General features: G+C 64.0%; 23 protein-coding genes and 1 pseudogene. 10 read left to right on the forward strand and 14 right to left on the reverse strand.

The features are described from left to right. Positions 1-52: 52 nt before the first annotated feature. Both GM676_RS00105 and GM676_RS00110 read left to right on the forward strand, forming a co-directional pair. Positions 53-337 (forward strand): hypothetical protein, encoded by a 285-nt coding sequence (locus GM676_RS00105; protein ID WP_155461352.1) that lies wholly within the window; start codon positions 53-55, stop codon positions 335-337. Further along, positions 334-1,317 (forward strand): 2-dehydropantoate 2-reductase, encoded by a 984-nt coding sequence (locus GM676_RS00110; RefSeq protein ID WP_155461353.1) that lies wholly within the window; start codon positions 334-336, stop codon positions 1,315-1,317. Before GM676_RS00105 ends, GM676_RS00110 begins: the two co-directional genes overlap by 4 nt. Before the next feature lie 66 nt (positions 1,318-1,383). On the opposite strand, the gene GM676_RS00115 is transcribed toward GM676_RS00110, so the two are convergent. The 6 genes from GM676_RS00115 to GM676_RS00140 form a co-directional block, all read right to left on the reverse strand. After that, complete coding sequence (locus tag GM676_RS00115) at positions 1,384-1,620, reverse strand: hypothetical protein (RefSeq protein ID WP_371866044.1); 237 nt, start codon at positions 1,618-1,620, stop codon at positions 1,384-1,386. A gap of 200 nt (positions 1,621-1,820) precedes the next feature. Next, positions 1,821-2,522, reverse strand: coding sequence for an MBL fold metallo-hydrolase (locus tag GM676_RS00120; protein WP_155461354.1), 702 nt, complete (start codon positions 2,520-2,522; stop codon positions 1,821-1,823). Between the two features lie 35 nt (positions 2,523-2,557). Then, positions 2,558-3,358: a sulfite exporter TauE/SafE family protein gene (locus tag GM676_RS00125; RefSeq protein ID WP_155461355.1), complete on the reverse strand. Its 801-nt coding sequence runs from the start codon at positions 3,356-3,358 to the stop codon at positions 2,558-2,560. 11 nt (positions 3,359-3,369) lie between these two features. Continuing rightward, positions 3,370-3,804: a YeeE/YedE family protein gene (locus GM676_RS00130; protein WP_155461356.1), complete on the reverse strand. Its 435-nt coding sequence runs from the start codon at positions 3,802-3,804 to the stop codon at positions 3,370-3,372. 10 nt (positions 3,805-3,814) lie between these two features. Beyond that, the gene (locus GM676_RS00135; RefSeq protein ID WP_155461357.1) at positions 3,815-4,243 is read right to left on the reverse strand and encodes a YeeE/YedE family protein; all 429 of its coding nucleotides are present in this window, start codon (positions 4,241-4,243) and stop codon (positions 3,815-3,817) included. Beyond that, positions 4,240-4,575: an ArsR/SmtB family transcription factor gene (locus GM676_RS00140; RefSeq protein ID WP_211923118.1), complete on the reverse strand. Its 336-nt coding sequence runs from the start codon at positions 4,573-4,575 to the stop codon at positions 4,240-4,242. The genes GM676_RS00135 and GM676_RS00140 overlap by 4 nt, the downstream gene beginning before the upstream one ends. A gap of 203 nt (positions 4,576-4,778) precedes the next feature. On the opposite strand from GM676_RS00140, the pseudogene GM676_RS00145 reads away from it, so the two are divergent. Next, positions 4,779-5,094 (forward strand): annotated as a pseudogene (locus tag GM676_RS00145) (transposase); the annotation flags it as partial. Between the two features lie 433 nt (positions 5,095-5,527). Here GM676_RS00145 and hppD read toward each other — a convergent pair. The 5 genes from hppD to GM676_RS00170 form a co-directional block, all read right to left on the reverse strand. After that, positions 5,528-6,610 (reverse strand): 4-hydroxyphenylpyruvate dioxygenase, encoded by a 1,083-nt coding sequence (gene hppD / locus GM676_RS00150; protein WP_155461358.1) that lies wholly within the window; start codon positions 6,608-6,610, stop codon positions 5,528-5,530. A gap of 30 nt (positions 6,611-6,640) precedes the next feature. Next, a complete protein-coding gene (locus tag GM676_RS00155; RefSeq protein WP_155461359.1) occupies positions 6,641-7,393 on the reverse strand; it encodes an ABC transporter ATP-binding protein in 753 nt (250 codons plus the stop codon). Between the two features lie 9 nt (positions 7,394-7,402). Continuing rightward, positions 7,403-9,184 carry a branched-chain amino acid ABC transporter ATP-binding protein/permease gene (locus GM676_RS00160; protein ID WP_155461360.1) on the reverse strand — a complete coding sequence of 594 codons (1,782 nt, stop codon included), beginning with the start codon at positions 9,182-9,184 and terminating at the stop codon, positions 7,403-7,405. Continuing rightward, on the reverse strand, positions 9,184-10,239 hold the full coding sequence (locus GM676_RS00165; protein ID WP_155461361.1) for a branched-chain amino acid ABC transporter permease: 1,056 nt from the start codon (positions 10,237-10,239) through the stop codon (positions 9,184-9,186). Before GM676_RS00165 ends, GM676_RS00160 begins: the two co-directional genes overlap by 1 nt. Positions 10,240-10,330: 91 nt before the next feature. After that, positions 10,331-11,488 (reverse strand): ABC transporter substrate-binding protein, encoded by a 1,158-nt coding sequence (locus GM676_RS00170; RefSeq protein WP_155461362.1) that lies wholly within the window; start codon positions 11,486-11,488, stop codon positions 10,331-10,333. 387 nt (positions 11,489-11,875) lie between these two features. Between GM676_RS00170 and GM676_RS00175 the strand changes: the two genes are divergently transcribed. Then, the gene (locus tag GM676_RS00175; RefSeq protein WP_170304179.1) at positions 11,876-12,820 is read left to right on the forward strand and encodes a LysR family transcriptional regulator; all 945 of its coding nucleotides are present in this window, start codon (positions 11,876-11,878) and stop codon (positions 12,818-12,820) included. Here GM676_RS00175 and GM676_RS00180 read toward each other — a convergent pair. Beyond that, positions 12,815-13,741 carry a LysR family transcriptional regulator gene (locus tag GM676_RS00180; RefSeq protein WP_155461364.1) on the reverse strand — a complete coding sequence of 309 codons (927 nt, stop codon included), beginning with the start codon at positions 13,739-13,741 and terminating at the stop codon, positions 12,815-12,817. The two genes, GM676_RS00175 and GM676_RS00180, sit on opposite strands and share 6 nt — an antisense overlap. 173 nt (positions 13,742-13,914) lie before the next feature. Between GM676_RS00180 and GM676_RS00185 the strand changes: the two genes are divergently transcribed. The 4 genes from GM676_RS00185 to GM676_RS00200 all read left to right on the forward strand — a co-directional run bounded on the left by GM676_RS00185 (position 13,915) and on the right by GM676_RS00200 (position 18,155). Then, positions 13,915-14,973, forward strand: coding sequence for a porin (locus GM676_RS00185; RefSeq protein ID WP_229262490.1), 1,059 nt, complete (start codon positions 13,915-13,917; stop codon positions 14,971-14,973). A gap of 278 nt (positions 14,974-15,251) precedes the next feature. Then, a complete protein-coding gene (locus GM676_RS00190; RefSeq protein ID WP_155461366.1) occupies positions 15,252-16,781 on the forward strand; it encodes a sensor histidine kinase in 1,530 nt (509 codons plus the stop codon). 3 nt (positions 16,782-16,784) lie between these two features. Then, complete coding sequence (locus GM676_RS00195) at positions 16,785-17,402, forward strand: response regulator transcription factor (protein WP_155461367.1); 618 nt, start codon at positions 16,785-16,787, stop codon at positions 17,400-17,402. Positions 17,403-17,657: 255 nt separating this feature from the next. After that, positions 17,658-18,155, forward strand: coding sequence for a GlcG/HbpS family heme-binding protein (locus GM676_RS00200; protein ID WP_155461368.1), 498 nt, complete (start codon positions 17,658-17,660; stop codon positions 18,153-18,155). Between the two features lie 196 nt (positions 18,156-18,351). Here the strand turns inward: GM676_RS00200 and fahA are convergent, their stop codons facing one another. Both fahA and hmgA read right to left on the reverse strand, forming a co-directional pair. Next, positions 18,352-19,662, reverse strand: coding sequence for a fumarylacetoacetase (fahA, locus tag GM676_RS00205; RefSeq protein ID WP_155461369.1), 1,311 nt, complete (start codon positions 19,660-19,662; stop codon positions 18,352-18,354). Beyond that, on the reverse strand, positions 19,659-20,930 hold the full coding sequence (gene hmgA, locus GM676_RS00210) for a homogentisate 1,2-dioxygenase (protein ID WP_155461370.1): 1,272 nt from the start codon (positions 20,928-20,930) through the stop codon (positions 19,659-19,661). Before hmgA ends, fahA begins: the two co-directional genes overlap by 4 nt. A 99-nt stretch (positions 20,931-21,029) precedes the next feature. On the opposite strand from hmgA, the gene GM676_RS00215 reads away from it, so the two are divergent. Continuing rightward, positions 21,030-21,941: a LysR family transcriptional regulator gene (locus GM676_RS00215; protein ID WP_155461371.1), complete on the forward strand. Its 912-nt coding sequence runs from the start codon at positions 21,030-21,032 to the stop codon at positions 21,939-21,941. A 152-nt stretch (positions 21,942-22,093) separates the two neighbouring features. Continuing rightward, positions 22,094-23,590 carry a pectate lyase family protein gene (locus GM676_RS00220; protein ID WP_155461372.1) on the forward strand — a complete coding sequence of 499 codons (1,497 nt, stop codon included), beginning with the start codon at positions 22,094-22,096 and terminating at the stop codon, positions 23,588-23,590. The last annotated feature ends 7 nt before the right edge of the window (positions 23,591-23,597 follow it).

Below are 23,597 nucleotides of genomic sequence, written 5' to 3' on the forward strand. Positions count from 1 at the left end.
TCGACACTTACCATTTCAGTTGGTTATCGTTGGTGAACACGAGAAGATTCCTATGAAAACAAAATCAACCAACATCCTCTTCAGGCAAGGTGCGCTTGGCCTGAACCTCACTACTGTCATTGTGCCGGTCGCATGCGCCGGCGAGATCCGCCGTCAATGGTGCTACTCGGTCGAGAGCGGCGGTTTTGCTCCGGAACCGGCTGGGACCACGGTGAGCCTGGGCCAGGCGTCCACCGATACGCTTGAGGTCAGCTGTGCCGAGCTGGGCTTCGATGGGTGCGTGCCCGCGCATTTCAGGGCGAATCTCAGGCACGCGGGCACAGGTGCTGCTCGATGAAGGTCTGCATTGCGGGAGCGGGCGCCATCGGTGGTCTGTTCGGAGCCCGGCTGGCGGCGGCGGGTGATGCGGAGGTCTGTGCGCTGGCTCGCGGGCAAACGCTGCAAGCCTTGCGGCAGCATGGCTGGCGCCTTCGCAGCGTCGACGGCTTGTTGCGGGCCCCGGTGCGCGCCAGCGACGACATGGCCGTATTGGGAACGCCCGACCTGCTGGTGATAGCCGTAAAAGGCCCGGCGCTGGCCGGCGTGGCGGCAGCTGTCGCGCCCTTCATCGGGCCGCAGACCCTGGTGTTGCCCACCATGAATGGCGTGCCCTGGTGGTTTGCCGGTGCGATTCCCGGCCTGGCCACCATGTCGTTCGACAGTGTGGACCCGGGCGGCGTGGTCACCCGTTGCATCCCTCAGCGGCAACTGGTGGGGGCGGTGGTGCATGCCAGCGCGTCGGTCGTGGAACCGGGGCTGATACAGCACAACATGGGGCGCGGGCTCGTCATTGGCCTGCCGGCCGGTGGACGCGACGCGCGGGTGCAGCGGTTGGCCGAGCTGTTTACCAATGCCGGTTTCGATGTCACGCACTCCGAGCGGGTGTGCTATGACATCTGGTACAAATTGTGGGGTAACCTGACCATGAATCCGCTATCGGCCATCACCGGCGCCACCGGCGACCGCGTACTGGCCGATCCGCTGGTGCGGCAGTTGTGCAGCGCCGCCATGAACGAGGCGGCGAACATCGGCGCGCGCATCGGCCTTGAGATCCAGCAGACACCGGAAGATCGCCACGTTGTGACGGAAAAGCTGGGCGCGTTCAAGACCTCGATGTTGCAAGACGCGGAAGCCGGACGGCCGCTGGAGCTCGATGGCATCGTCGGCATCGTGCGCGACATGGGCCGGCACCTTGGCGTGCCGACGCCCCATATCGACGCCATCCTCGGCATGACGCGTTTGTTCGGCCGCGTTCATGGTCTGTATCCCGATACCTGATTCGTCCGATAAACTGCCGGCTTCTCTCAAGCGCCGCCTCTTCCATAGCGATTTGATCGGCGGGACTCATCGACGCTTCACGTTGGCGAGGCCACGTCCGCGGTCATCGACCCCTCTGGTGCGCTGTGCGGCAGCTTCCTCCGGCAGCCTGAAGGTACCCACCACCACCGCCAGCTGTCTTGACTGCTCCTGCATCGAATCCGCTGCGGTGGCCGCTTCCTCCACCAGCGCGGCATTCTGTTGGGTCACCTGGTCCATCTGAATGATCGCGGCGCGGCCAGCACTGGCTAGCGAACCAGTCATCGCGGTGACGCAGCCTGGCCGGATTACGGTAGCATTAAAAAACGTGTCCAAAATAACTTGGCCGTTTGTGGCTGGCCGATTTACCGGCAGCGAGCAGCCGGCGAGGGCTAGCCAGAAAAGCGTTTGGCCCGGTTCCAAACAAAAAATCCGGGGCGCCAAAGCGCGCGTCCCAGGTTTGCACCGGATCATTGAAATAATTGTCATGCGCCATGCGGCAGCCCCAGGTTTTGATTGGCGGGCACGGCCATGTCGATCAACTTCGGCTTCGGCAGGTTCAGTGCCGCCATGAGTACGCCGAAATCTTCCTTGCTGCGATTGGTGAGACGGGCATTGTGCCGCCTCTCCCATCCGATGGTCGACACCGACTGCCCCTTGTAGTCGTGGCCAGGCCACATGCGTGTGGCATCGGGCAGCGCGAACAGCTTGCCGACGACGCTGTCGAACAGCGCAGCCGAACTGCCGCTCTGGAAATCGGTGCGACCGCAGCCGTCGATCAGCAAGGTGTCGCCGGTGAACACGTTGCCGCGCCAGACATAGCTGACGCTGCCTGCGGTGTGACCAGGCGTGTGCAGCACCTCGATCTGGTCATGCGGACCGAAGCGGATCACGTCGCCATCGTTCAACTGCACCTCGGCCGGCGCGATGCCGCAGCCGGATGGAACCGCGGCCTGGGCGCCGGTGAGCTCGCGCAGCTTGCCCGCTGACGTCACATGGTCGGCATGAGCGTGGGTTTCCAGCACGTATGCAAGCTTGAGGTCGAGCCGCTCAAGATGCGCCAAGTCGCGCTCCCAGTGGCGCTCGACCGGGTCGATGATAACCGCCGACTCGTTGTCGTCGGCCACGAGAATGTAGGTAAAGGTCGACGATTCGACATCGAACAGTTGAACAGGATTGATATTCATGGCGGATCTCCAAAGAGGCGAAGTTAAAGACAGTTTCACAATACCGACTTGACGATCATGCCGACGGCAACCGCGGCCGATACAGCGGCGAAGCCGATCTGAAGATGGGGGCCCTCCAGGCGAGCCGAAACTATGCGGCCACCGAGCATGCCAGCGAGGGCGCCGGCGGAAAACGGTATCGCCACGCTCCACGCCATGCCGCCAGTTGCGGCGCTGGTGACGACGCCGGTTACCGAGACGAGGGCGATCACCGCCAGCGAGGTGGTCACCACCGATCGCATTGCCAGGTCCGTGTAGCGCTGCAACGCGGGCACCATGACGAAGCCGCCGTCGACACCAAGCAGACCTGAAAGCAGGCCGGCAACGGTGCCCGACAGCGCCAGCGCGCGCGCGCAACTGCTGGTCCAGATGAAACGGCCGGTTGCGCCATCGCGCTTGCAAGGATGTGCGGAATGGACATTGGCCGGGACGGCGGCTGGCGGGCGCGTCACCTGGAGGAATGTGCGTAGCGCCACCAGCAACAGGATCATCGCGAACAGAACGCTGAGCCAGCGGTTGTCGAGCCGGTGCGCCAACCACAAACCGAGCGGCGCCAGCAGCATGCCGGACGCGGCGATCAGCATGGCAGCGCGGTAGCGCACGATTCCCTCGCGCAGTCCGAGCACTGCGCCGAGGGCAGCTGCCATGCCGACGGCCAGCAGGCCGATCGGGCCGGCTTGGGCGACACCCATCCCGATGCCGAACACCAGCAGTGGCACCGCCAGGATACCGCCGCCGGCGCCGGTAAGGGCAAGGATGACGCCGACCACTAATCCAAGTCCGAGCTCGATCAACATGGCGTTGCTCCTCAGGCGGCTTGCTTGCGGCGCACCGGCAGGCGTTCCAGTAATTCGAAGATCCCCATGCCGACCATCATTGCCGCGCCAAAAATGAATGGCTTGCTGCCGCCGCTTGCGAGTGATGCCAGCACCGGGCCGGGGCAGTAACCGGCCAACCCCCAGCCGGTACCGAAGGCCAGCCCGCCCAACACCAGCCGGCGATCGATTTGAGTTGCGGTGGGCAGTCGCATGACGTCGCCGAGCAGCGACTTGTCGCGCCCGGCGGCGAAGCGAAACGCGACCCGTCCGACCAGGATGGCCCCGCCCATGACGAAACCGAGCGACGGATTCCAGCGGCCCGTCAGGTCGAGGAATCCGATGACCTTGGACGGATCGGTCATGCCGGAGACGATCAGGCCGAGGCCGAAGACCAAGCCGACAACGAGTGCCATGATGATGTGCATGATGTGCTCCCTATCCGATGATATGACGAACGATGAAAACGGTGACGAAGCCTGCCGCCATGAAGGCCGCTGTCGCCACCAGCGAGCGCGGCGAGCGTCGCGACAGGCCGCAAACGCCGTGGCCGCTGGTGCAGCCGGCACCATAGCGCGTGCCGAAGCCGACCAGCAGGCCCGCCACCACTAGCGTGGCAGTGCCGGCGTCGACCTGCACCGCCGGCAGCGGGGCGAACAGGTCGTACGCGGCGGGGGCGGCGATCAGGCCAAGCAGGATTGCGACGCGCCAGGCAATGTCGCCCTTCGGCAATTGCAGCAAGCCGCCCACGATGCCGCTGATGCCAGCGATGCGGCCGTTGAACAGGACGAGCAGCGCCGCAGCCAAGCCGATTAATGCGCCGCCGGCCAGCGAGGCCCACGGCGTGAAATTTACCCAATCGATCATCGTGACGTTGCTCCGTTCGGTTTTTCACAATACAGTTGGTATAGCACTTGCATCACGGCCATCGCGTCGCTGCTGGCGATACTGTAGAAGATCTGCTTGCCTTCGCGCTGCGTCGCCACCAGCGCCTCGTCGCGCAGCACGCCGAGTTGTTGGGAAAGCGTTGGCTGTTGAATCCCCAAAATGGTTTCAAGCTCGCTTACGCAAAGAGGGCCTTGCGAAAGCTGGCACAGCAGCAGCAGTCGGTCAGGGTTGGCGAGCACTTTCAGGAGGCCGCATGCCTGCGATGCTGCGGCGCGCATCGTGGCTGGGTCAAACTGGACGGGTCGGTTCATGGTCAAGCATTCCTATTTTATATCACATAAATATATTATATTTATCGATAAACTATAAGTCAATAGAACGATTAGGTGGTGCGACACGGTTAAACAACGAACACATGGGGGGAAGCCGGAACCGCCGAAATTGGGATTGGAGGTGCCGTGGAATAAAAAACCGGCTTAGAACGTGTTCACGATCTCGCCAAATAGTCGGATAATTGCGGGGTGAGAAAGCGTGGAGGATGTTGCCGAGGGATTTTCCGAAATGGAGGACGGTGCATGCATGCTTTGCGAAATGGAGCGGGCGTTAAAAAAATCAGGTTGGCGCGGCCCGCGAGAAACTGGAGCGCAGCGCCAAGCCAACGCTCCTGATCGTTGACGCGCAAAGTGTGAAGAACACGGACACGGCTGGTAGCAAAGGCTACGACGCGGGTAAGAAGGTTGTCTGGCATCAAACGCCACATCTGTGTGGGCACGCAGGGGCTGCCCCACGCCATTGCCGTGACGACGGCCGAGGTGACGGACCGCAAAGGAAGAACTGCGAGCGGTGGCTCAACACCAGCTTACAGTTCATCCACCTGGCCTTCTTGGCGATACTGCTTCGGAGATCGTGAACACGTTCTTAAGCCGTTAAAGCAGGCGCCACATCGGGCGGGCGCAAATCCAAACCCGGCTGACGCGCCGTTCAGACTGAAATCCGGCCGGACCGGCCGCGACATTTAACACAACCGCAGTTCCGTCTTGTTTTTCCGCTGTTGCGAGAGTTCGTCTGTAGGGCACCTTGAAAAACCACCCAGTTCTGGCCTGATATTGACGACCTGACTCCTACCTGATTCCGATGATCAAACACAGCCTGTTTGCCGACCAGGAACGCGAAGCAAAGCTCACCTGGGCCACCGGCTCCCCCTATCCTGACGTTCCGATCGCCCCGCCGTTTTATTGCGACGAATGCTTTCGCTCGCTATCGTCAAGCACGCTCAGTCTGCAGCACGCCACGGCTGATCTGGTCGCGCTCCAGCGACTCGAACAGGGCCTTGAAATTGCCCTCGCCGAAGCCGTCGTCGCCCTTGCGCTGGATGAACTCGAAGAACACCGGGCCCAGCATCGGCGTCGAGAACACTTGCAGCAGCAGGCGCGGCGCGCCGCCGGTGGTCGAGCCGTCCAGCAGGATGCCGCGCGTTTGCAGTTCCGGCACGTTTGCGCCGTGGCCGGGCAGGCGTTCGGCCAGCATGTCGTAGTAGGTGGCCGGCGGTGGCGGCGGGAATGGCACGCCGGCCAGCTGCAGGCGGTCCAGCGTGGCGGTCAGGTCATCGGTCAGCAGCGCGATGTGCTGGATGCCTTCGCCATTGAACTGCATCAGGAATTCCTCGATCTGGCCGCCGCCTTGCTTGGCTTCCTCGTTCAGCGGGATGCGGATCTTGCCGTCCGGCGCGGTCATGGCCTTGGAGGTCAGGCCGGTGTATGCGCCCGAGATGTCGAAGTAGCGGATTTCGCGGAAATTGAACAGCTTCTCGTAGAAGCCGGCCCAGTACGACATGCGGCCGCGATAGACGTTGTGGGTCAGGTGGTCGATCAGGCGCAGGCCGACGCCCGGCGGGTTGCGGTCGACGCCGGCGATGAACCCGAAGTCGATGTCATAGATCGACTGGCCTTCCTGGTGGCGGTCGATCAGGTACAGCGGCGCGCCGCCGATGCCCTTGATGGCCGGCAGGCGCAGCTCCATCGGCCCGGTCGGGATCTCCAGCGGCTGCGCGCCCAGTTGCAGCGCGCGCGCATAGGCGCGGTGCGCGTCCTTGACGCGGAACGCCATGCCGCAGGCCGACGGGCCGTGCTCGGCCGCGAAGTAGGCGGCCGGGCTGTTGGGCTCGCGGTTGACGATGAAGTTGATGCCGCCCTGGCGGTACAGCACCACGTCCTTGGAACGGTGCCGCGCGACCAGCGTGAAGCCGAGCATCTCGAACACGGGCTCCAGCACGTTCGGGGTGGGCGAGGCGAATTCGACGAATTCGAAGCCTTGCAGGCCCATGGGGTTGTCAAACAGATCGGTCATGATAGTCATTCCATTCAGATGTGAGGGGCGTCAGGCGGCCTTGGTCGACAGGCCAAGATAGGTTTCAATCACGCGCGGATCGCCGGCCAGCTCGCGCGCCGGGCCTTCCAGCGCCACGTTGCCGGTTTCCAGCACGTAGGCGTAGTCCGCCACTTGCAGGGCGGCGCGGGCATTCTGCTCGACCAGCAGGGTGGCGACGCCGGTTTGCTTCAGCCGCGCCACGATATGCAGGATTTCCTGGACGATGCGCGGCGCCAGGCCGAGGCTGGGCTCGTCCAGCATCAGCAGGCGCGGCTTGGCCATCAGCGCGCGGCCCAGCGCCACCATCTGGCGCTCGCCGCCGGACAGGGTGCCGGCCTGCTGCTTGCGGCGTTCCTTCAGGCGCGGGAACAGTTCGTACACCATGTCGAGCTGGTCGGCGTAGTGGCGGTCGCCGGCGCGGTAGCGGCTGTAGCTGCCCAGTAGCAGGTTGTCCTCGACCGGCATGGTGGCGAACAGCGCGCGGGTCTCCGGCACCAGGCACAGGCCGCGCGCCAGCCGGTCCTCCACCGGCACGGTGGCGATGTCCTCGCCTTGCAGTTCCACCTTGCCGGCGGTGCGGGCGTAGGCCGGCAGCACGCCGGCGATGGCGTTCATCATGGTCGACTTGCCGGCGCCGTTGGGCCCGATCACCGTGGCGATCTCGCCGGCGCCGACCTTGAGGCTGATGCCGTACAGCGCTTCCACCCGGCCATAGGCCACATGCAGGTCGCGCACATGCAAAATTGGTTGTGTAGTATTCATGTCGGTTCCTTAGTCCACGCCGCCGAGATAAGCTTGCAGCACCGCCGGGTCGGACCGGACTTCCTGCGGGCGGCCGGTCGAGATGCGGGTGCCAAATTCCATCACCACCAGGCGGTCCACCAGGTTCATGACGAAGTCCATGTCGTGTTCGACGATCAGCACGCTCATGCCTTCCGCGCGCAGCTTGGCCAGCAGCTCGGCCAGCGCCTGTTTTTCCTGGTAGCGCAGGCCGGCGGCCGGCTCGTCCAGCAACAGCAGGGTCGGATCGCAGCACAGGGCGCGGGCGATTTCGAGGATGCGTTGCTGGCCCAGCGCCAGGTTGCCCGCCTCCTCGTACATCAGATGGCCGAGGCCGACCCGCTCCAACTGGCGGCGCGCCTCGAACAGCAGCACTTGCTCCTCGCTGCGGTTGCCGCGCACCATGGCGGCGGCCAGGCCGCCGATCTCGCCATGCAGGCCGCGCAGGTGGGCGCCGAGGGCGACGTTCTCCAGCACGCTCATGTCGGGGATCAGCTTGACGTGCTGGAAGGTGCGGGCGATGCCGTGGCGGACGATCTGGCGCGACGATTGGCCGTTGATGCGCCGCATCTCGTTGCCGACGCGGAAGCGGATTTCGCCCGAGGTCAGCGGCAGCAGGCCGGTGACCAGGTTGAACATGGTGGACTTGCCGGCGCCGTTGGGGCCGATCAGGCCGACGATCTCGCCGGCCTTGACCTCGAACTGCATGTCATTCACCGCCACCAGGCCGCCGAACATCTTGCGCGCCAGGTCGACTTCCAGCACCGTGGTGCCGGCCTTGTGGCGCGCGCGGCGCACCAGCACCGGCGCGTCGTCCGGCGCCACCGCCGGCGGCGCCGCCGGGAAGCGCTTGCGCACGAAGGCCCAGACGCCGTCGCGGGCGCGTTGCAGCAGCAGCACCATCAGCACGCCGAACACCACGATCTCGTAGTTGCCGTTGGAACCGAGCAGCTTGGGCAGCACGGTTTGCAGCTGGTCCTTGAGCAAGGTCAGCAAGGTCGAGCCGAGCAGGGCGCCCCAGACGTGGCCGGCGCCGCCGACCACCGCCATGAACAGGTACTCGATGCCGGTGTTCAGGCCGAACGGCGTCGGGTTGACGGTGCGCTGCATGTGGGCGTACAGCCAGCCGGACAGGCAAGCCAGCAGCGCCGCCAGCACGAAGATGGCGATCTTCATCCAGGTGGTGTCCACGCCCATGGCCTCGGCCATCACGCCGCGGCCCTTCAGCGCGCGGATGGCGCGGCCGGGACGCGAATTGAGCAGGTTCTGCACCGCGAACACGGCCAGCAGCACCAGCAGCCAGATCAGGCCGTACATCTCGCGGCCGCTGGCGATGGCGTAGCCGAACACCGGGATCTCGGGGATGCTGTTGATGCCGTCGTAGCGGCCGAGGAAGTCGAGGTTGCCGAACAGGAAGAACAGCGACAGGCCCCAGGCGATGGTGCCCAGCGGCAGGTAGTGTCCGGACAGCGGCATGGTGATCATGCCGATCAACAGCGCGGCGGCGGCGGTGATGACCACCCCGGCCAGCAGCCCGAACCACGGCGACAGGCCGTAGCGCGTGCTCAGGTAGGCGGAGGTGTAGGCGCCCAGGCCGACGAACGCGGCCTGGCCGAACGAGGTCAGCCCGCCCACGCCGGTCAGCAACACCAGGCCGAGCGCGACCAGCGCGTACAGGCCGACATAGTTGGCCAGCGTGATCCAGTATTCCGGCGTCGGCAGCAGGGGCACCGCCGCCATGGCGGCGATGAACAGGTAAAGAGGCCGTTTCATTATTCTTCTCCCTCTTCGATATGGGTGGATTTCAGCGAGCGCCACAGCAGCACGGGAATAATCAGGGTGAACACGATGACTTCCTTGAGGGTACTGGCCCAGAAAGACGAGAACGATTCCAGCACACCAACCAGCAGGGCGCCGGCCGCCGCCGCCGGGTAGGCGGCCAGGCCGCCGACGATGGCGCCGACAAAGCCTTTCAGGCCGGTCAGGAAGCCGGAGTCGTAGTAGATGGTGGTGAGCGGGGCGATCAGGATGCCGCACAGGGCGCCGATGCCCGCCGCCAGCGTGAACGCCAGCCGGCCGGCCTGGGTGGTGCCGATGCCGACCAGTTGCGCGCCGAGGCGGTTGATGGCGGTGGCGCGCAGCGCCTTGCCGGCCAGCGTGCGTTCGAAGTAGAAGTACAGCGCCGCGATCAGCGCCAGCGAGACGCCGATCACCACCAGGCTCTGGCCCGAGACGGCCAGCGTGCCGAGGTCGAAGCGGGCCTCGGTGAAGGGCGTGGTGCGCGAGCCTTCGGCGCCGAACAGCGCCAGGCCCAGCCCCAGCATGGCGAAATGCACGCCGACCGAGACGATCAGCAGCACCAGCGTGCTGGCACTGGCCAGCGGCTGGAACGCCAGACGGTACACCAGCGGGCCGAGCGGCACCACCACGATCAGCGCCAGCGCGACCTGCAGCGCCAGCGGCAGCTCGGGGCGGGCGCCGAAGTGGGCGAGGGCATAGATGGCGGCCGGCGCCAGCACGAACTTGCCGAACGCGGTGCGCAGCGGCGCCAGCGCCAGGCGGCGGCCGGCCGCGCGCTGCCACAGGTGCCACGCCTCCTGCAGGAAGGCCAGCAACCCCAGGACGGCCAGCAGGGTGGCGGCCTGCGGGAAGCGGCCGGCCTGGATGGTGGCCAGCGTGAGGGCGCCGAACGCGACGAACTCGCCCAGCGGAATGAAAATGACGCGCGTGACTGAAAACACCAGCACCAGCGCGAGCGCCATCAGCGCATACACCGCGCCGTTGGTGATGCCATCCTGGGTCAGGATGGCGGCAATCGAAATATCCATGATTAAACTCGCGAAACAGCCGGCGCGCCGCCCGGATCGGGGCGGCGGCGGCGGGAAAGAAAATGGACCAGCCCCGGAGGGGCCGTGTCTGTTACTTCGCCTCAGGCAAGGTCCACTTGCCGTTGGTGATCTTCACCAGCACGCGGGCGCGGCGGTCCAGGCCGACGTGGTCGTTCGGCCCCATGTTGACGATGCCATGCGACACCGGCAGGTTCTTGATGTTCTCCAGCGCGTCGCGCAGGCCCTGGCGGAATTCACGCGTGCCGGGCTTCCCCTTCTTCAGCGCTTCCGGCAGGGCGGCGCTCAGCAGCAGGCCGGCATCCCAGGCGTGGCTGCCGAAGGTGCTGGCGCTGCCGGCGCCGTAGGCCTTTTCGTAGGTGTTCTTGTAGCTCAGGGCGGCCTGCTTCATCGGGAACGCGTCCGACAGCTGGTCCGCCACCACCAGCGGGCCGGCGGCGACGAAGGTGCCTTCGCAATCGGCGCCGCACACGCGCAGGAAATCGTTGTTGGTGACGCCGTGGGTCTGGTAGAGCTTGCCCCTGTAGGCGCGTTCCTTCAGCGTCTTTTGCGGCAGCGCGGCCGGGGTGCCGGCGCCGGCGATCAGCACCGCGTCCGGGTTGGCGCCGATGATCTTCAGCGCCTGTCCCGTGACGGAGGTGTCGGTGCGCGCGAAGCGTTCGCTGGCGACGATCTTGATGTGATTTTGTTCCGCCAGCCTGGCGAACTCGCGGTACCAGCTTTCACCGTAGGCGTCGGCGAAGCCGATGAAGCCGGCGGTCTTGACGCCTTGATCGACCATGCTGTTGACGATGGCGCTGGCCATGTGGGCATCGTTTGGCGACGTCTTGAAGATCCATTTGCGCTTGGCGTCCATCGGCTCGACCAGCGACGCGGCGGCGGCCATGGTGATGAGTGGCGTACCCGATTCGGCGGCCAGGTCGATCATGGCCAGCGAGTTGGGCGAGGTGGTCGAGCCGAGGATGAGGTCGACCTTTTGCTCGGTCACCAGCTTGCGCTCGTTCTTGACGGCGGTGGTGCTGTCGGAGGCGTCGTCCAGCACGATGTATTCGATGGTGGTGTTGCCGATCTTGGTCGGCAGCAGGGCCACGCTGTTTTTCTGGGCGATGCCCAGCGAGGCCGCCGGGCCGGTGGCCGACAGGCTGACGCCGACCTTGACCTGGGCCTGGGCCGCCGCGTGGGTGAACGCGAACACGGCTGGCAGTACGGCGATGAGCGGTTTGAGTGGCATGAAAGTCTCCAATGGTTTTATAGGCGCCGGCTGGCAGGAGCCGGCAGTTGCGAAATGCGTGGGGGGCACGCGACAGGTCAATTGAAAATGTGTCCGGGATGAGGTTGTTGGAGCGGGTGGGGCTGGTGCGGACGGCGGCAGGTCGCGACAGTCTTGGCGATTTCCGTAGCGCTGGCGCCCCACCCCCGCTGGTAACGCTCCATGTCGTTTTGGTTATGCAGCGGTGCGCAAGCGGCCAAGGTCCCGCATAAGCCCGCCATGTTGTCCCGCCCAGTATGCTCGTTCATCTATGTTGTCTCCTGCCGATGCCGGAACGATAGCGAAGCGGCACTGACTCGTCGATTGAGCAATTTTTCTGCCATAATGAAAAAAAGTTATGGAGAGGGTATGAACCAGAGCAACCGGCTGATGCCGATACGGCGCTTTTCCGAAGGCGGCCTGAAAATCAATCAGCTGCGGATTCTTGTGGCGTTACAACAACTGGGGCAGGTGTACAGGGTGGCCGACGCGCTGCACGTGACCCAGCCGGCCATATCGAAACAGTTAAGGGAGCTGGAGAACATAACCGGCGTCAGCCTGTTTCGGCGGGCCGGCAACCGCATCGAGTTCACGGTGATGGGCGAGCGGTTGGCGCGCCGCGCCGGCGAAATCCTGCAACAGCTGACCAACGCGGAGGTCGAGATCGCCGCGCTGGCGCAGGGCGTCTCCGGCACGGTGGCGATCGGCACCGTGACCACGGCGGCGCAGGTGCTGGTGCCGCAGGCGATACGCCGTTTCCGCGAGCTGGCGCCAGGCGCCCGCATCAAGCTGCACGAGGGGCCGGCCGACGGGCTGCTGGAAATGCTGGAGGAGGGCAAGCTGGACGTCGTGGTGGCGCGCGGCACGGAGAAAGACGGCCCGCCATCCACGCAGTCGACCGTGCTGTCGCACGACCCGCTGGTCTTGTGCAGCGGCTTGCATCACCCGCTGGCCGGCCACCGCGAACTGGGTTGGGGCGAGCTGGCCACCACCGGCTGGATTGTGCCGTCGATAGGCTCGCTCGCTTACAAAGCCCTGGCCCGCCTGTTGCAGGAAAAGCAGATCGCGCTTGACGTGGCGGTGGAATCGATGTCGCTGACCACCAATGTCGCCATGCTCGACTCCAGCGAGCTGGTGTGCCTGTTGCCGCTGAGCTACGCGCGGCGGCTGGTGCTGGAGCACCGCATCGTCATGCTGCCGGTGGCGACCGACGGCCTGCTGGCGCAGGTGTCCGCGCATTGGAAGGCGGACAGCGACAATCCGCTGACGCTGATCATGACCGATAGCCTGATCGAGTGTGGCAAGGCCTTATGAGCCGTAGTGCGCCAGCGCCTCGCCGACACCGTACTGTTGCGCGATGTAGCTGGCAAAGCCGCGCGCGGCGGCCGAGATGGTGCGGTGGGTCGGCAGGTACAGGCACACTTGCCGCGTCACGCGCGGTTCCTCGATGTGGCGCATGATCAGGCCGAAGCGCTCGGCCCATAGCGACACGTAGGCCGGGGACAGCGTCGCGGCCAGGCCGCTGGCGGCGATCCCCAGCGCGGTCGAGATATTGTCGACGATGTCGGCCGGGGTGATCCCCTCGCCGTCCGGGGCGTTGCCGCGGGCCTGCATGGTGGCGCGCTCATGGTCGCGGCCGGCCGCCACCAGCGCCTCGCCACGCAAATCCTGCCACCGCAGGAGCGTCTTGCCGGCCAGCGCGTGGGTTGGGGCGCACCACAGCACCCACGGACTCTCGAACAAATTGACGTGGGTGGCGGCGGCGCCACTGTTGCGGTCCGGCCCCATGGCCAAGTCCACTTCGCCGGTCGACACCATTTCGGTCATGCTTTCCACTGATGCATCGCGGATGCGCACCGTCACATCGGGGAAAGCCTCGGCGTGCGACTTGATGATGCGCGGCAGGATCGCCCCGGCGATCACCATCGGCGCCGCGATGCGCACCAGGCCGGTGGACCCTTTGCGCAGGTCCACCGCGGCCGCTTCCGCCAGTCGCAGGTGGCGCAGCACCAACTCCGCCGCCTGCAAGAATTCCTTGCCGGCCGAGGTCAGCGCCACCTTGCGTGTACTGCGGTCAAACAGGCGGAAACCGACCGCGCCCTCCAGTTCCGCCACCAGCTGGCTCACCGCGGACGGCGTCAGGCCGAGGCGATTGCCCGCCTCGGTGAAGGTGAGCGTTTCCGCAACGGTCGAAAAAGCTTCCAGCTGGCGGAGGGTATAGCGTGGCAGAGGCATGATACGTAATTGTTAAGTTTTTATGAAAAGTTAATCAATATTAATTGATTGTCCTTCAAGATGCCAGACTCGATACTCAATCCACCCCAGCCGTTCGCACCGGCGCACACCGTCCGGGCAGGGGAGCAATATGATGCGCAGCCCTATAACAATCGGAGATAATCTTGAGAGCAATGCAATATGTCCTGCTGGGTCTGGTCGCCAGCAGCGCCGCCGCACAAGCCCAGAACACCAGCAACGTCACCGTCTACGGCATTGTGGACACCAACCTTCAGTTCGCCAACGGCGGCGGCAAGATCGGCAATCAGAACAGCCTGCAAAGCGGCAGCCTGAGCCAAAGCCGACTCGGCTTCATGGGCAATGAGGACCTGGGTGGCGGGCTGAAAGCGGTATTCAGCATCGAAAACGGCTTCAACGTCGACAGCGGGGTCGCCGCGCAGGGGGGCTTGCTGTTTGGCCGTCACGCTTACGTCGGGCTGGCCAGCGATGCGGTGGGCACGCTGACGCTGGGCCGCCAGTACATGCCGCTGCACTTGCTGCACGTAAAATTCACCACGCACCAGGTCGGCTTTGCGGACGCCACGGCATCGTTCATTCCGCAGATCGACGACGTGCGCTTCGATAACTCGATCCGTTATGTGTCGCCTTCGTACAACGGCGTGACCGCCAATGTGTTCTACGCGTTAGGCGAGAACGTGACGGTGCCGAGCGCCGCCGCGCCGGACAAGCGCTATGGCGACGTCTTCAACGTCCAACTGAACCTTGAGCGCGGGCAGTTGCTGGCCGCGCTGAGCTATGCCGACAAGAAGAAGGCGCCGTCGATTCCGGGCAACCACACCAAGTACGCCGCCGGTTCCGTGGCGTATGACTTCGGCGCCGTGAAGCCGTACGCGATCTACGAGACGGTGCGTAATGATACCGCCACCGCCGCCACGCCGGACTTCAATTTCTGGTCGCTGGAGCTGGAAGTGCCGTTCGGTCAGGGCAAATGGAAAGCCAGCTACGGCAATCTGAAGAACCGCACGGTGGCCAACGCCGACGCCAAGAGCTACGGTCTGCTGTACGAATATTTGTTCAGCAAGCGCAGCAGCGTGTATGGCGGTTATTCGCGCGTGTCCAATGAAGGTGCTGCCGCGTATGGTGTGGGCTCGGCAAATGGCGTGGCCGTTGTCGCGGACGGTGTTGGCGCTTCGCCGCACGCTGTGGCGATCGGCGTCCGCACCAAGTTCTAGAGGTAGTTCAGCGTCGCATATCGGCACGTGGCGGCGCTCGATCGCCGCGTGCCTGGGGGGGATCTGCGATGGCCGGACTTGAGTTGGACGGCATGCACTCGGGCTGCCTACAGCCGAGATGGAAATTTTTTTAAAATGAACCACCACGATTATTGGAATATTATAAAAATGCGGATGGTAAATGGCCTCTAAATCAACGGGCGACTACGCCCCCAGATTGAATTCGTGGTCGAAGGTCTTGAGTCTTGCGCCAAGTTAGTGCCAGCTGGTTGCGACACATGATCAAGGCAAGTCGCCGCGAAAGCGCAAAACTTCATGCCGCTACTTGGTTCCTATGGGCTGTCGTAGCGGTTAGCGGTGCCGTCTGGCTCGCACATTCGCGCTTGCAGGAATTGCGGGCGGCCTTTGAGACAGACGGGCGCATCGCACATCGCAGGCTGAGTCAACGGGTGGTGCAGCATGACGCGGTGATCTCCACGCTGGCTTTGTTGCAGCCGTCATCCGTGCCGACCATCGGTGCGGGAGCAAACTTTCCGCCGGCGCTCGCTCGATTGTCATCGGTATACCCTCAGATACCGTCCGTATTGCAGCGGACCGAGGAAGGGAAGTGGCCCGCAGCGCTGCAAATCCCGCTTGCCAAGGCCGAGGCTGCGTCGCGCCGGTCCGGGCGGCCTGAGATGGCGTTGATCGACTTGCCCGCTGGCCGTTATCACTTGGTGATGGCCAGTACCCCGGCCAGTTATGCGTTGAATATCGACCTGCGCGCTACAGTGCCGTACAACGAGTGGCCTATGGATATGGACAGCAGCCCGGTGCGTGTGATTCTGGAATTGGGGGGAGCGGCATTTGTGGTGCAGTCCGGCCCCCCCCATGGAGTTGATTTTGGTTGGACCTACACCTTTCACAAGCGGCTTACTATCCCGAGCCAGCCGCTGGACGTGGTGGCGCGGCGCACGGTCAGCCCGCGGGAGCTTCCATGGTTTCGCATGCTTGGTTGGTGTGTCCTCACGGGGATGCTATGGGCGGGCAGTCTTGGATGGCGGCGCCAGCGGGCGTCGCGCCGCCGGGGCGAAGAACTGCTGCGACTGAACCAAGTGGCGAAACTAAACACGCTGGGCGAACTGGCGGCTGGCATGGCGCACGAGTTGAACCAGCCGCTCACCGCGCTGCTATCCAGCGCACAGGCTGCGCAGCGTCTGCTGGCGAAAGATCCGCCCGATTTGAGCAGCGTACAGACGGCCATAGTCCGCGCTGTGGAACAAGCCCGCCGGGCATCCAGCGTGGTACGACGCTTACGTCGCTTGGTCGAGCGCCCGGAATTGGCGCAGCAAGTGCGGCCTTTGCCGTTGGGCCCCGCCGTGCAGGAGGTTCTGCGCTTGCTGGAGCCAGAACTGGAGCGGGGGAATATCACGCCGACCATCTGTTCCGAGCCTGCGCTGCCATTGGTGCTCGCCGATCCTGTGGCCTTGCAGCAGATCGTCCATAACCTCCTGATGAATGCCTTGCATGCTTTGTCACAAGTGCCCCCTGCCGAGCGCCAGCTTCGAATTGTCATGCGGAACTTGGGTGCGAGGCATGTCGCATTGTCGGTGTGCGACCATGGCCCCGGCGTACGACCAGAAGCTCGCCCGCACTTGTTTGAGCCGTTTTACACCACCCGCTCGGGGGGCTTGGGCCTGGGCCTCACGCTGTGCGAGAGTCTGGCACAGGCCATGGGAGCTCAACTGGTACTGACACCTGATGTACCCCTCCCTACTGCAACAGGGCGCGGTGCCGAGTTTGTCCTGACCCTTGCCGCCGCACCTTAGTCCATGTCCAATAAAGCTTCTTCACCCCTCATCCATTTGGTGGACGACGACACCGCTGTGCGAGACAGCCTTAGCATGTTAATCGGCACCGTGGGACTGCGTGTACAGACCTGGGCTGACCCGCGGTCGTTCATAACGGAGTTCGATCCCACCAGCATCGGCGTCATCGTGCTGGATATGCGCATGCCTGCCATCAGTGGCCTGACAGTGATGGAGCAACTCATTGCGCGGGGTGTGGATCAACCGATCATCATGCTCACGGGCCATGGTACTGTCGACATGTGTCGTCGCTCCTTCAAGGCTGGTGCAGTAGAATTCCTGGAAAAACCAGTGGACGACGAGGTACTTATCGATGCCTTGCAGAGCGCCGTTCGTCAGCACCTTCATTCGCGACAGAATCACCAACTCAGCCAGCGGGCGCGCGAGCGACACGCCCAGCTTTCGCCTCGCGAACGCGAGGTGCTTTGCTTTATCGTCGACGGCCTGACTAACAAGGAAATTGGTCGCGCGCTGGAGCTTTCTCCTCGCACGGTGGAAAACCATCGCGCCAGCCTGTACGCCAAGCTTGCCGTGGAATCGTTAGCGCAGTTGGTGCGGCAATATGCCTCGCTGGTCCAGTAGTGGTTCAACATCTATGGGCCAGAAGCTGGGGAAACCTCACGGTCGGCCACGAACGGTTCAAGCCGCCTTCCAACACCATGCGAGACTGGGCATTGTCCGTGTTCCATCCCTGCATATCGCTGTGGCTTGTTAGTCTTACAGGGGGGTAGGTAGTCGCACGGATAGGCAAAACCAGCCGCACCTTCTACAGTTCTCATACGGCACCACATTGGGTGGTTCCGGAGCAAAACAGCTCAAACCCAACTAACTGAAACCATGCAGAACACTCTTATAAAAGCCGCCGCTATCACTCTGTCACTGATCGCCTGCGCTGGAGCTCATGCCGACGGCGTGCGCATCGAGAAGAACATATCACTAGAACTGGCAACGCAAATTGCCGCTCAAGCTGTGGCCACCTGTGCTGCCAACGGCTATGCCGTGAGCGCCACCGTAGTCGATCGCGCTGGCGTTGTTCGTGCGGTACAACGCGCAGACAATGGAGGCCCTCACACGATCGACTCCAGCCGCCTCAAGGCATACACTTCGTTATCGGCAAGGGAAACGACACTGGCCATGTGGGAGCGTTCGCAAAAGAACCCTGCCGCTGCCAACCTCGTGCACATTCCAGGCTACCTGTTACTGGGCGGAGGTGTGCCTGTCAAGGTGGGTAATGAAGTGATCGGTGCCGTGGGAGTGGGGGGTGCCCCGGGTGGTCAATTGGATGAACAGTGCGCCGTCGCAGGCATTGCCAAGGTGCAGGAGCAGCTCAGGTAATCCATATCGACCATTGCCCGTGTCATCCTCGCGCACCACAATGAGACGATAGCCGCAGCCGATCGCCTCGTCGCCATTGACCCGGGCACCATGGTGCCCAACCGCTGCAATGAGGCGGCGGTTAGCATGTCGGTACGGTCATGAGTGTTTCGTGAACCGGGCTTGCCCCGCACCTTCAGGTTCGGGGCAAGCCCGCTCAGCGCGCGGGAAGCACCGTGCCTGCCACCGCGCCGAAGCCGATGCGCGGATGGCGGCCGGCCTTGGTCCAGCCGCGCATTTCGATGGTGTCGCCGTCTTCCAGGAAGATGCGTTGCTCGCCGTTGGGCAGCGTCAGCGGCTGTTTGCCGCCGGCGGTCATTTCCAGCAGGGAGCCGGCTTCTTCCGGCTGCGGACCGGACTGCGTGCCCGATCCCAGCAAGTCGCCGGCCTGCAAGGCGCAGCCGTTGACGGTGTGGTGCGCCAGCAGCTGCGCCACGGTCCAGTAGGAATGGCGGAAGTTGGACAGCGAGATGCGCGCCGGCGCGATACCGTCGCGGCGCATGGCGGCTGTTTGCAACAGCACTTCCAGTTCGATATCGAAGCCGCCGCTGTCGCGCAGCGACGGGTAATCGAGGTAGGGCAGCGGCTGCGGATCGGCGGCGTCGCGCTGCCATGCGGCGCGGTACGGCGCCAGCGCTTCCAGCGTGACGATCCACGGCGAGATGGTGGTGGCGAAGTTCTTCGACAGGAACGGCCCCAGCGGCTGGTATTCCCACGCTTGCAGGTCGCGTGCCGACCAGTCGTTCAACAGGCACAGGCCGAATACGTGCCGCTCGGCGTCGGCCGCCTCGATCGGCTCGCCGCGCGCGTTGCCGCCGCCGACGAAGATGCCCACCTCCAGCTCATAATCCAGCCGCTTGCTCGGGCCGAACACTGGTTCGGCCTCGGTGGCGCCACGGGTCTGGCCGCGCGGACGGTGGAAGGTCTGGCCCGAGACGCCGATGGTCGAGGCGCGGCCGTGGTAGCCGATCGGCACCCATTTGTAGTTGGGCAGCAGCGGATTGTCCGGCCGGAACAGCTTGCCCACCGCCGTGGCGTGATGGATCGAGGTGTAGAAATCGGTGTAGTCGCCGATCTGCGCCGGCACGGCGAATTCCGCCTCGGCCTGCGGCACCAGGATTTCCGGACGCGGCGCGGCGTCGCTGCGCAGCAGGCGCGACAGGGCCAGGCGCAGCGCCGACCAGGCGGCCGGCCCGGCGTCCATCAGCGCGTTGAGGTTGGAGCGCGCGCCCAGCACGGCGGCCGAGCGCGCCAGCGGATCGGCGTCCTCCAGCGCGCGGCCGAGCGCGGCCAGCGAGACGATCTGGTCGCCGATGGCCACGCCGCCGCCGAACACGGCATTGCGGCCGGCCCGGCGGAACAGGCAGAACGGCAGGTTCTGGATCGGGAAGTCGGTGTCCGGCGTGTTGGCCGACGCCACCCAGCTGCGCAGCGCCGGGTCGTGGGTTTCGTTCAGTTGGATGCTCATGCCTGGTTCCCGTTGAAGAATTTCTTGAAGCCCTGCCAGCACTGATAGTAGTCCGCTTGCAGTTGTGGCGAGGCCAGCGCGTGCGCGGTCGGCAGGATGACGTTGATGGTCTCGAACATGAAGGCCATGGTGTTGTCGACTTTTTGCGGCGTGCTGGTGTCGATGGCGCTGGCTTTTTCAAAGGTCGGCGCGTCCGGGCCGTGGCCGCTCATGCAGTTGTGCAGGCTGGCGCCGCCGGGGCGGAAGCCGGTCGACTTGGCGTCGTACTGGCCTTCGATCAGGCCCATGAACTCGCTGGCCACGTTGCGGTGGAACCAGGGCGGACGGAAGGTGTTCTCGGCTGCCAGCCAGCGCGGTGGGAAGATCACGAAGTCCAGCGTATCCACGCCGGGCGTGTCGGATGGCGAGTGCAGCACCAGGAAGATCGACGGGTCCGGATGGTCGTAGCTGATCGAGCCGATGGTGTTGAAGTGGCGCAGGTCGTATTTGTACGGCGCATAGTTGCCGTGCCAGGCCACCACGTCCAGCGGCGAGTGGCCGATGTTGGCGCTCCACAGGTTGCCGCTGAATTTGGCCACCAGTTCGAAGTCGCCTTCCTTGTCCTCGTAGGCCGCTTGCGGGGTCAGGAAGTCGCGCGGATTGGCCAGGCCGTTGGAGCCGATCGGTCCCATGTCCGGCAGGCGCAGCAGGGCGCCGAAGTTTTCGCAGATGTAGCCGTGCGCGCTGCCGTCCGGCAGGCTGACCTGGAAACGCACGCCGCGTGGAATCACGGCGATCTCTTGCGGCTCGATGTCGATCACGCCCATTTCGGTGGCGATGTGCAGGCGGCCTTGCTGCGGCACGATCAGCAGTTCGCCGTCGGCGTCGTAGAAGTAGCGGCCTTGCATGTCGCGGTTGGCGGCGTACAGGTGGATGCCGCAGCCGGAGTTGCCGGCCATGGTGACCCAGCCCTCAATGAAATCGGTTGGCGCATCCGGCAGCGGCAGTGGGTCCCAGCGCAGTTGGTTGGGCGGGGCCGGCACTTGGTTGAAGTCGCTGACGATGCGGCCATTGCCGATCTGCCTGAACGGCTGGTGCATGGCGGACGGGCGGATGCGGTACAGCCAGCTGCGGCGGTTGTGCGAGCGCGGCGCCGTGAAGGCGGTGCCGGACAATTGTTCCGCATACAGGCCGTAGGGCGCGCGTTGCGGCGAATTCTGGTGCGCGGGCAGGGCGCCGGGCAGGGCTTCCGTGGCGAACTCGTTGCCGAAGCCGGATAAGTAGCTCATGAGGGAGGTCTCCTTGTTGATGTCTGAGGCTCAATGTAGTGCAAACACGTGAAATTTGCGATATAAATGCAAAAATGTAGACTATTTATGGTGTAAATAATGGACTTGCGCGACCTGGATTTGAACCTGTTGCTGGTATTCCGCGAGATCATGCGCGAACGCCAGATTTCCGCCGCCGCCAAGCGCCTGCGGCTGACGCAATCGGCGGTGAGCAACGCGCTGGCGCGGCTGCGCCTGAGCACCGGCGACGATCTGTTCGTGCGCACCGCCGAGGGCATGCAGCCGACGCCGATGGCGGAAGGCATGGCGGACGCCGTCAGCGCGGCGCTGTCGCAGCTGGAACAAGCCTTGCGGCCGCCGCCGGCGTTCGAGCCGGCAGTCAGCCGCCGCCGATTTGCCCTGGCCATGACCGATGTCGGCGAAATCCACTTCATGCCGCGCCTGATCGAGCAGTGCGCGGCGCTGGCGCCGCAAGTGGAAATCGCCACTGTGCGGCTGGGGGCGGTTCATCTGCGCAGCGAGCTGGAGGAGGGACGGATCGATCTGGTGCTGGGCGCGTTTGAGGATGCTCCCGAGGCGTGGTTTCAGCGCCGCCTGTTCCGGCAGTCGGTGGTCACGTTGTTCCGCAGCGGCCATCCGTTGGCGGCGGGACGCCTGACCCAGGCGCGTCTGGTGGCGGCCCGGCATCTGGTGGTCACGGCGATGGAGAGCCCGTATGACGCCATCAATCAGGCCTTGACCGCCGCCGGCATTGATCTACAGCGCGCCTTTAGCGTGCCGCACTTTGCGGCCGTGCCATACATCCTCAGTACGACCGACATGGTGGCGACAGTGCCGCAAAAGCTGGCCGAGCGCGCCGCCGGGCCGTTCCAGCTGCGCCAGACGCCGTCGCCGCTGGGCCTGCCGCTGTTGCAGACCAATATGTTCTGGCACCGTCGCTATCACCAGGACCCCGGTTTGTGCTGGCTGCGCGAGTTGATCGCGGCGAATTTTGGCGAATCGGCCACATAATTGTCATTTGGAAAGTTGTCTGATGATATTGCCAATGTGGCACCATAACTACAGATATATGCAGAAAAAAGCGGTTTATTGATTAATTTTAAGTCAGTGTTTTCACGTAGTTGTATGATGACGTCTCCAATAACAATCATGAGGAGACGGTAATGGCTCTAAAACACACAGTGATTTTTGGCGCGGTCGCACTCTTGTGCAGTGCCAGTGCATCGGCGGTGGACTGGCCCAGCGGCTTTTCCAAATGCGCCGATAGCGGCGGCACCTGCAAGGTCGGCGCCAGCAGCCGGCAGGTGTCGTTCGGTATCAAGGATAAGTGGGTGATCGGGACGTTCTCGGGCGACATCTTGTGTGACGTTTCCACTTTTGGCAGCGATCCGTATCCGGGGCTGGCCAAGAAATGCGCGGTCGGACCATTGGCCGCGCCAACGCCAACGCCAACTCCAACGCCGACCCCAACTCCAACGCCGACCCCGACCCCGACCCCGACCCCGACCCCGACCCCGACCCCAACGCCGACTCCGACTCCGACCCCAACGCCGCCGCCAACCAACGCCACCCTGGAGGCGGCGCCATCCACCGGCTGGGCCGGCCAGAACGGTGGCACCACCGGTGGCGCGGCGGCGCCGGCGACGGCCATCTATACGGTCAACTCGGCAGCGCAACTGGTCGCCGCCATCAAGGCGCAGGGCGATAATCCTAAGATCATCAAACTGTACGGCACCATCGATCCGACCGCGGCCGACAACGGCGGCTCCTACAAGGACACCACCGATCAGGCCGCGCGCTTGCAGATCAAGCTCGGCAGCAACACCACCCTGATCGGCATCGGCAGCGACACCAAGCTGGTCAACGCCAACCTCGTCATCAACGGCAAGCAGAACGTCATCATCCGCAACCTGAATATTGTGATGCCGTGCGATATCGCGCCGGTCTGGGACCCGGATGACGGCAGCACCGGCAACTGGAATTCGGAGTACGATGGCATTACCGTGCTGGCCTCCAAGAATGTCTGGATCGATCACAACGCATTCACCGACGCGCCCAAAACCGACGACAAGCTGCCCATCGAAAACGGCAAGATCAAGCAATGCCACGACGGCGCGCTGGACGTCAAGAATGGCTCGGACTACGTGACCATCTCCAACAACCGCTTCGAGCTGCACGAGAAAAACAACCTGATCGGCTCATCCGACAGCAAGACCAGCGACGACGGCCATCTGACCGTGACCTTCAACAACAACTACTTCCTGAACGTGGCCGAGCGCGCGCCGCGCGTGCGCTTCGGCAAAGTTCACATCTACAACAACTACTTTGAAGGCTCGCGCACGCATCCGATCTACCAGCATCAGTACAGCATCGGCGTGGCGTACAAAGCGAAGATCATTGCGCAAAACAACGCGTTTGACATCGCCGGCGCGTCAAGCTGCCCGGACATCATCAAGAATCCGGGCTCGTCCAGCATGACCGGCGCGATTGTGGAGTCGGGCTCGCTGCTGAACGGCGGCGCCCTGAGCGCGGGCGGCGCATGCAGCTTCAGCAATGCGGTGGGCTGGACTGTGCCTTACAGCGTCAACCTGCTGAGCGCGGCCAACGTCAAGCAGTCCGTGCTCGGCAACGCCGGCACGGGCAAGCTGACGGTGAAATAAATCCGCG

This window comes from Duganella radicis (genome assembly GCF_009720825.1).
Lineage (GTDB): Bacteria > Pseudomonadota > Gammaproteobacteria > Burkholderiales > Burkholderiaceae_D > Rugamonas > Rugamonas radicis.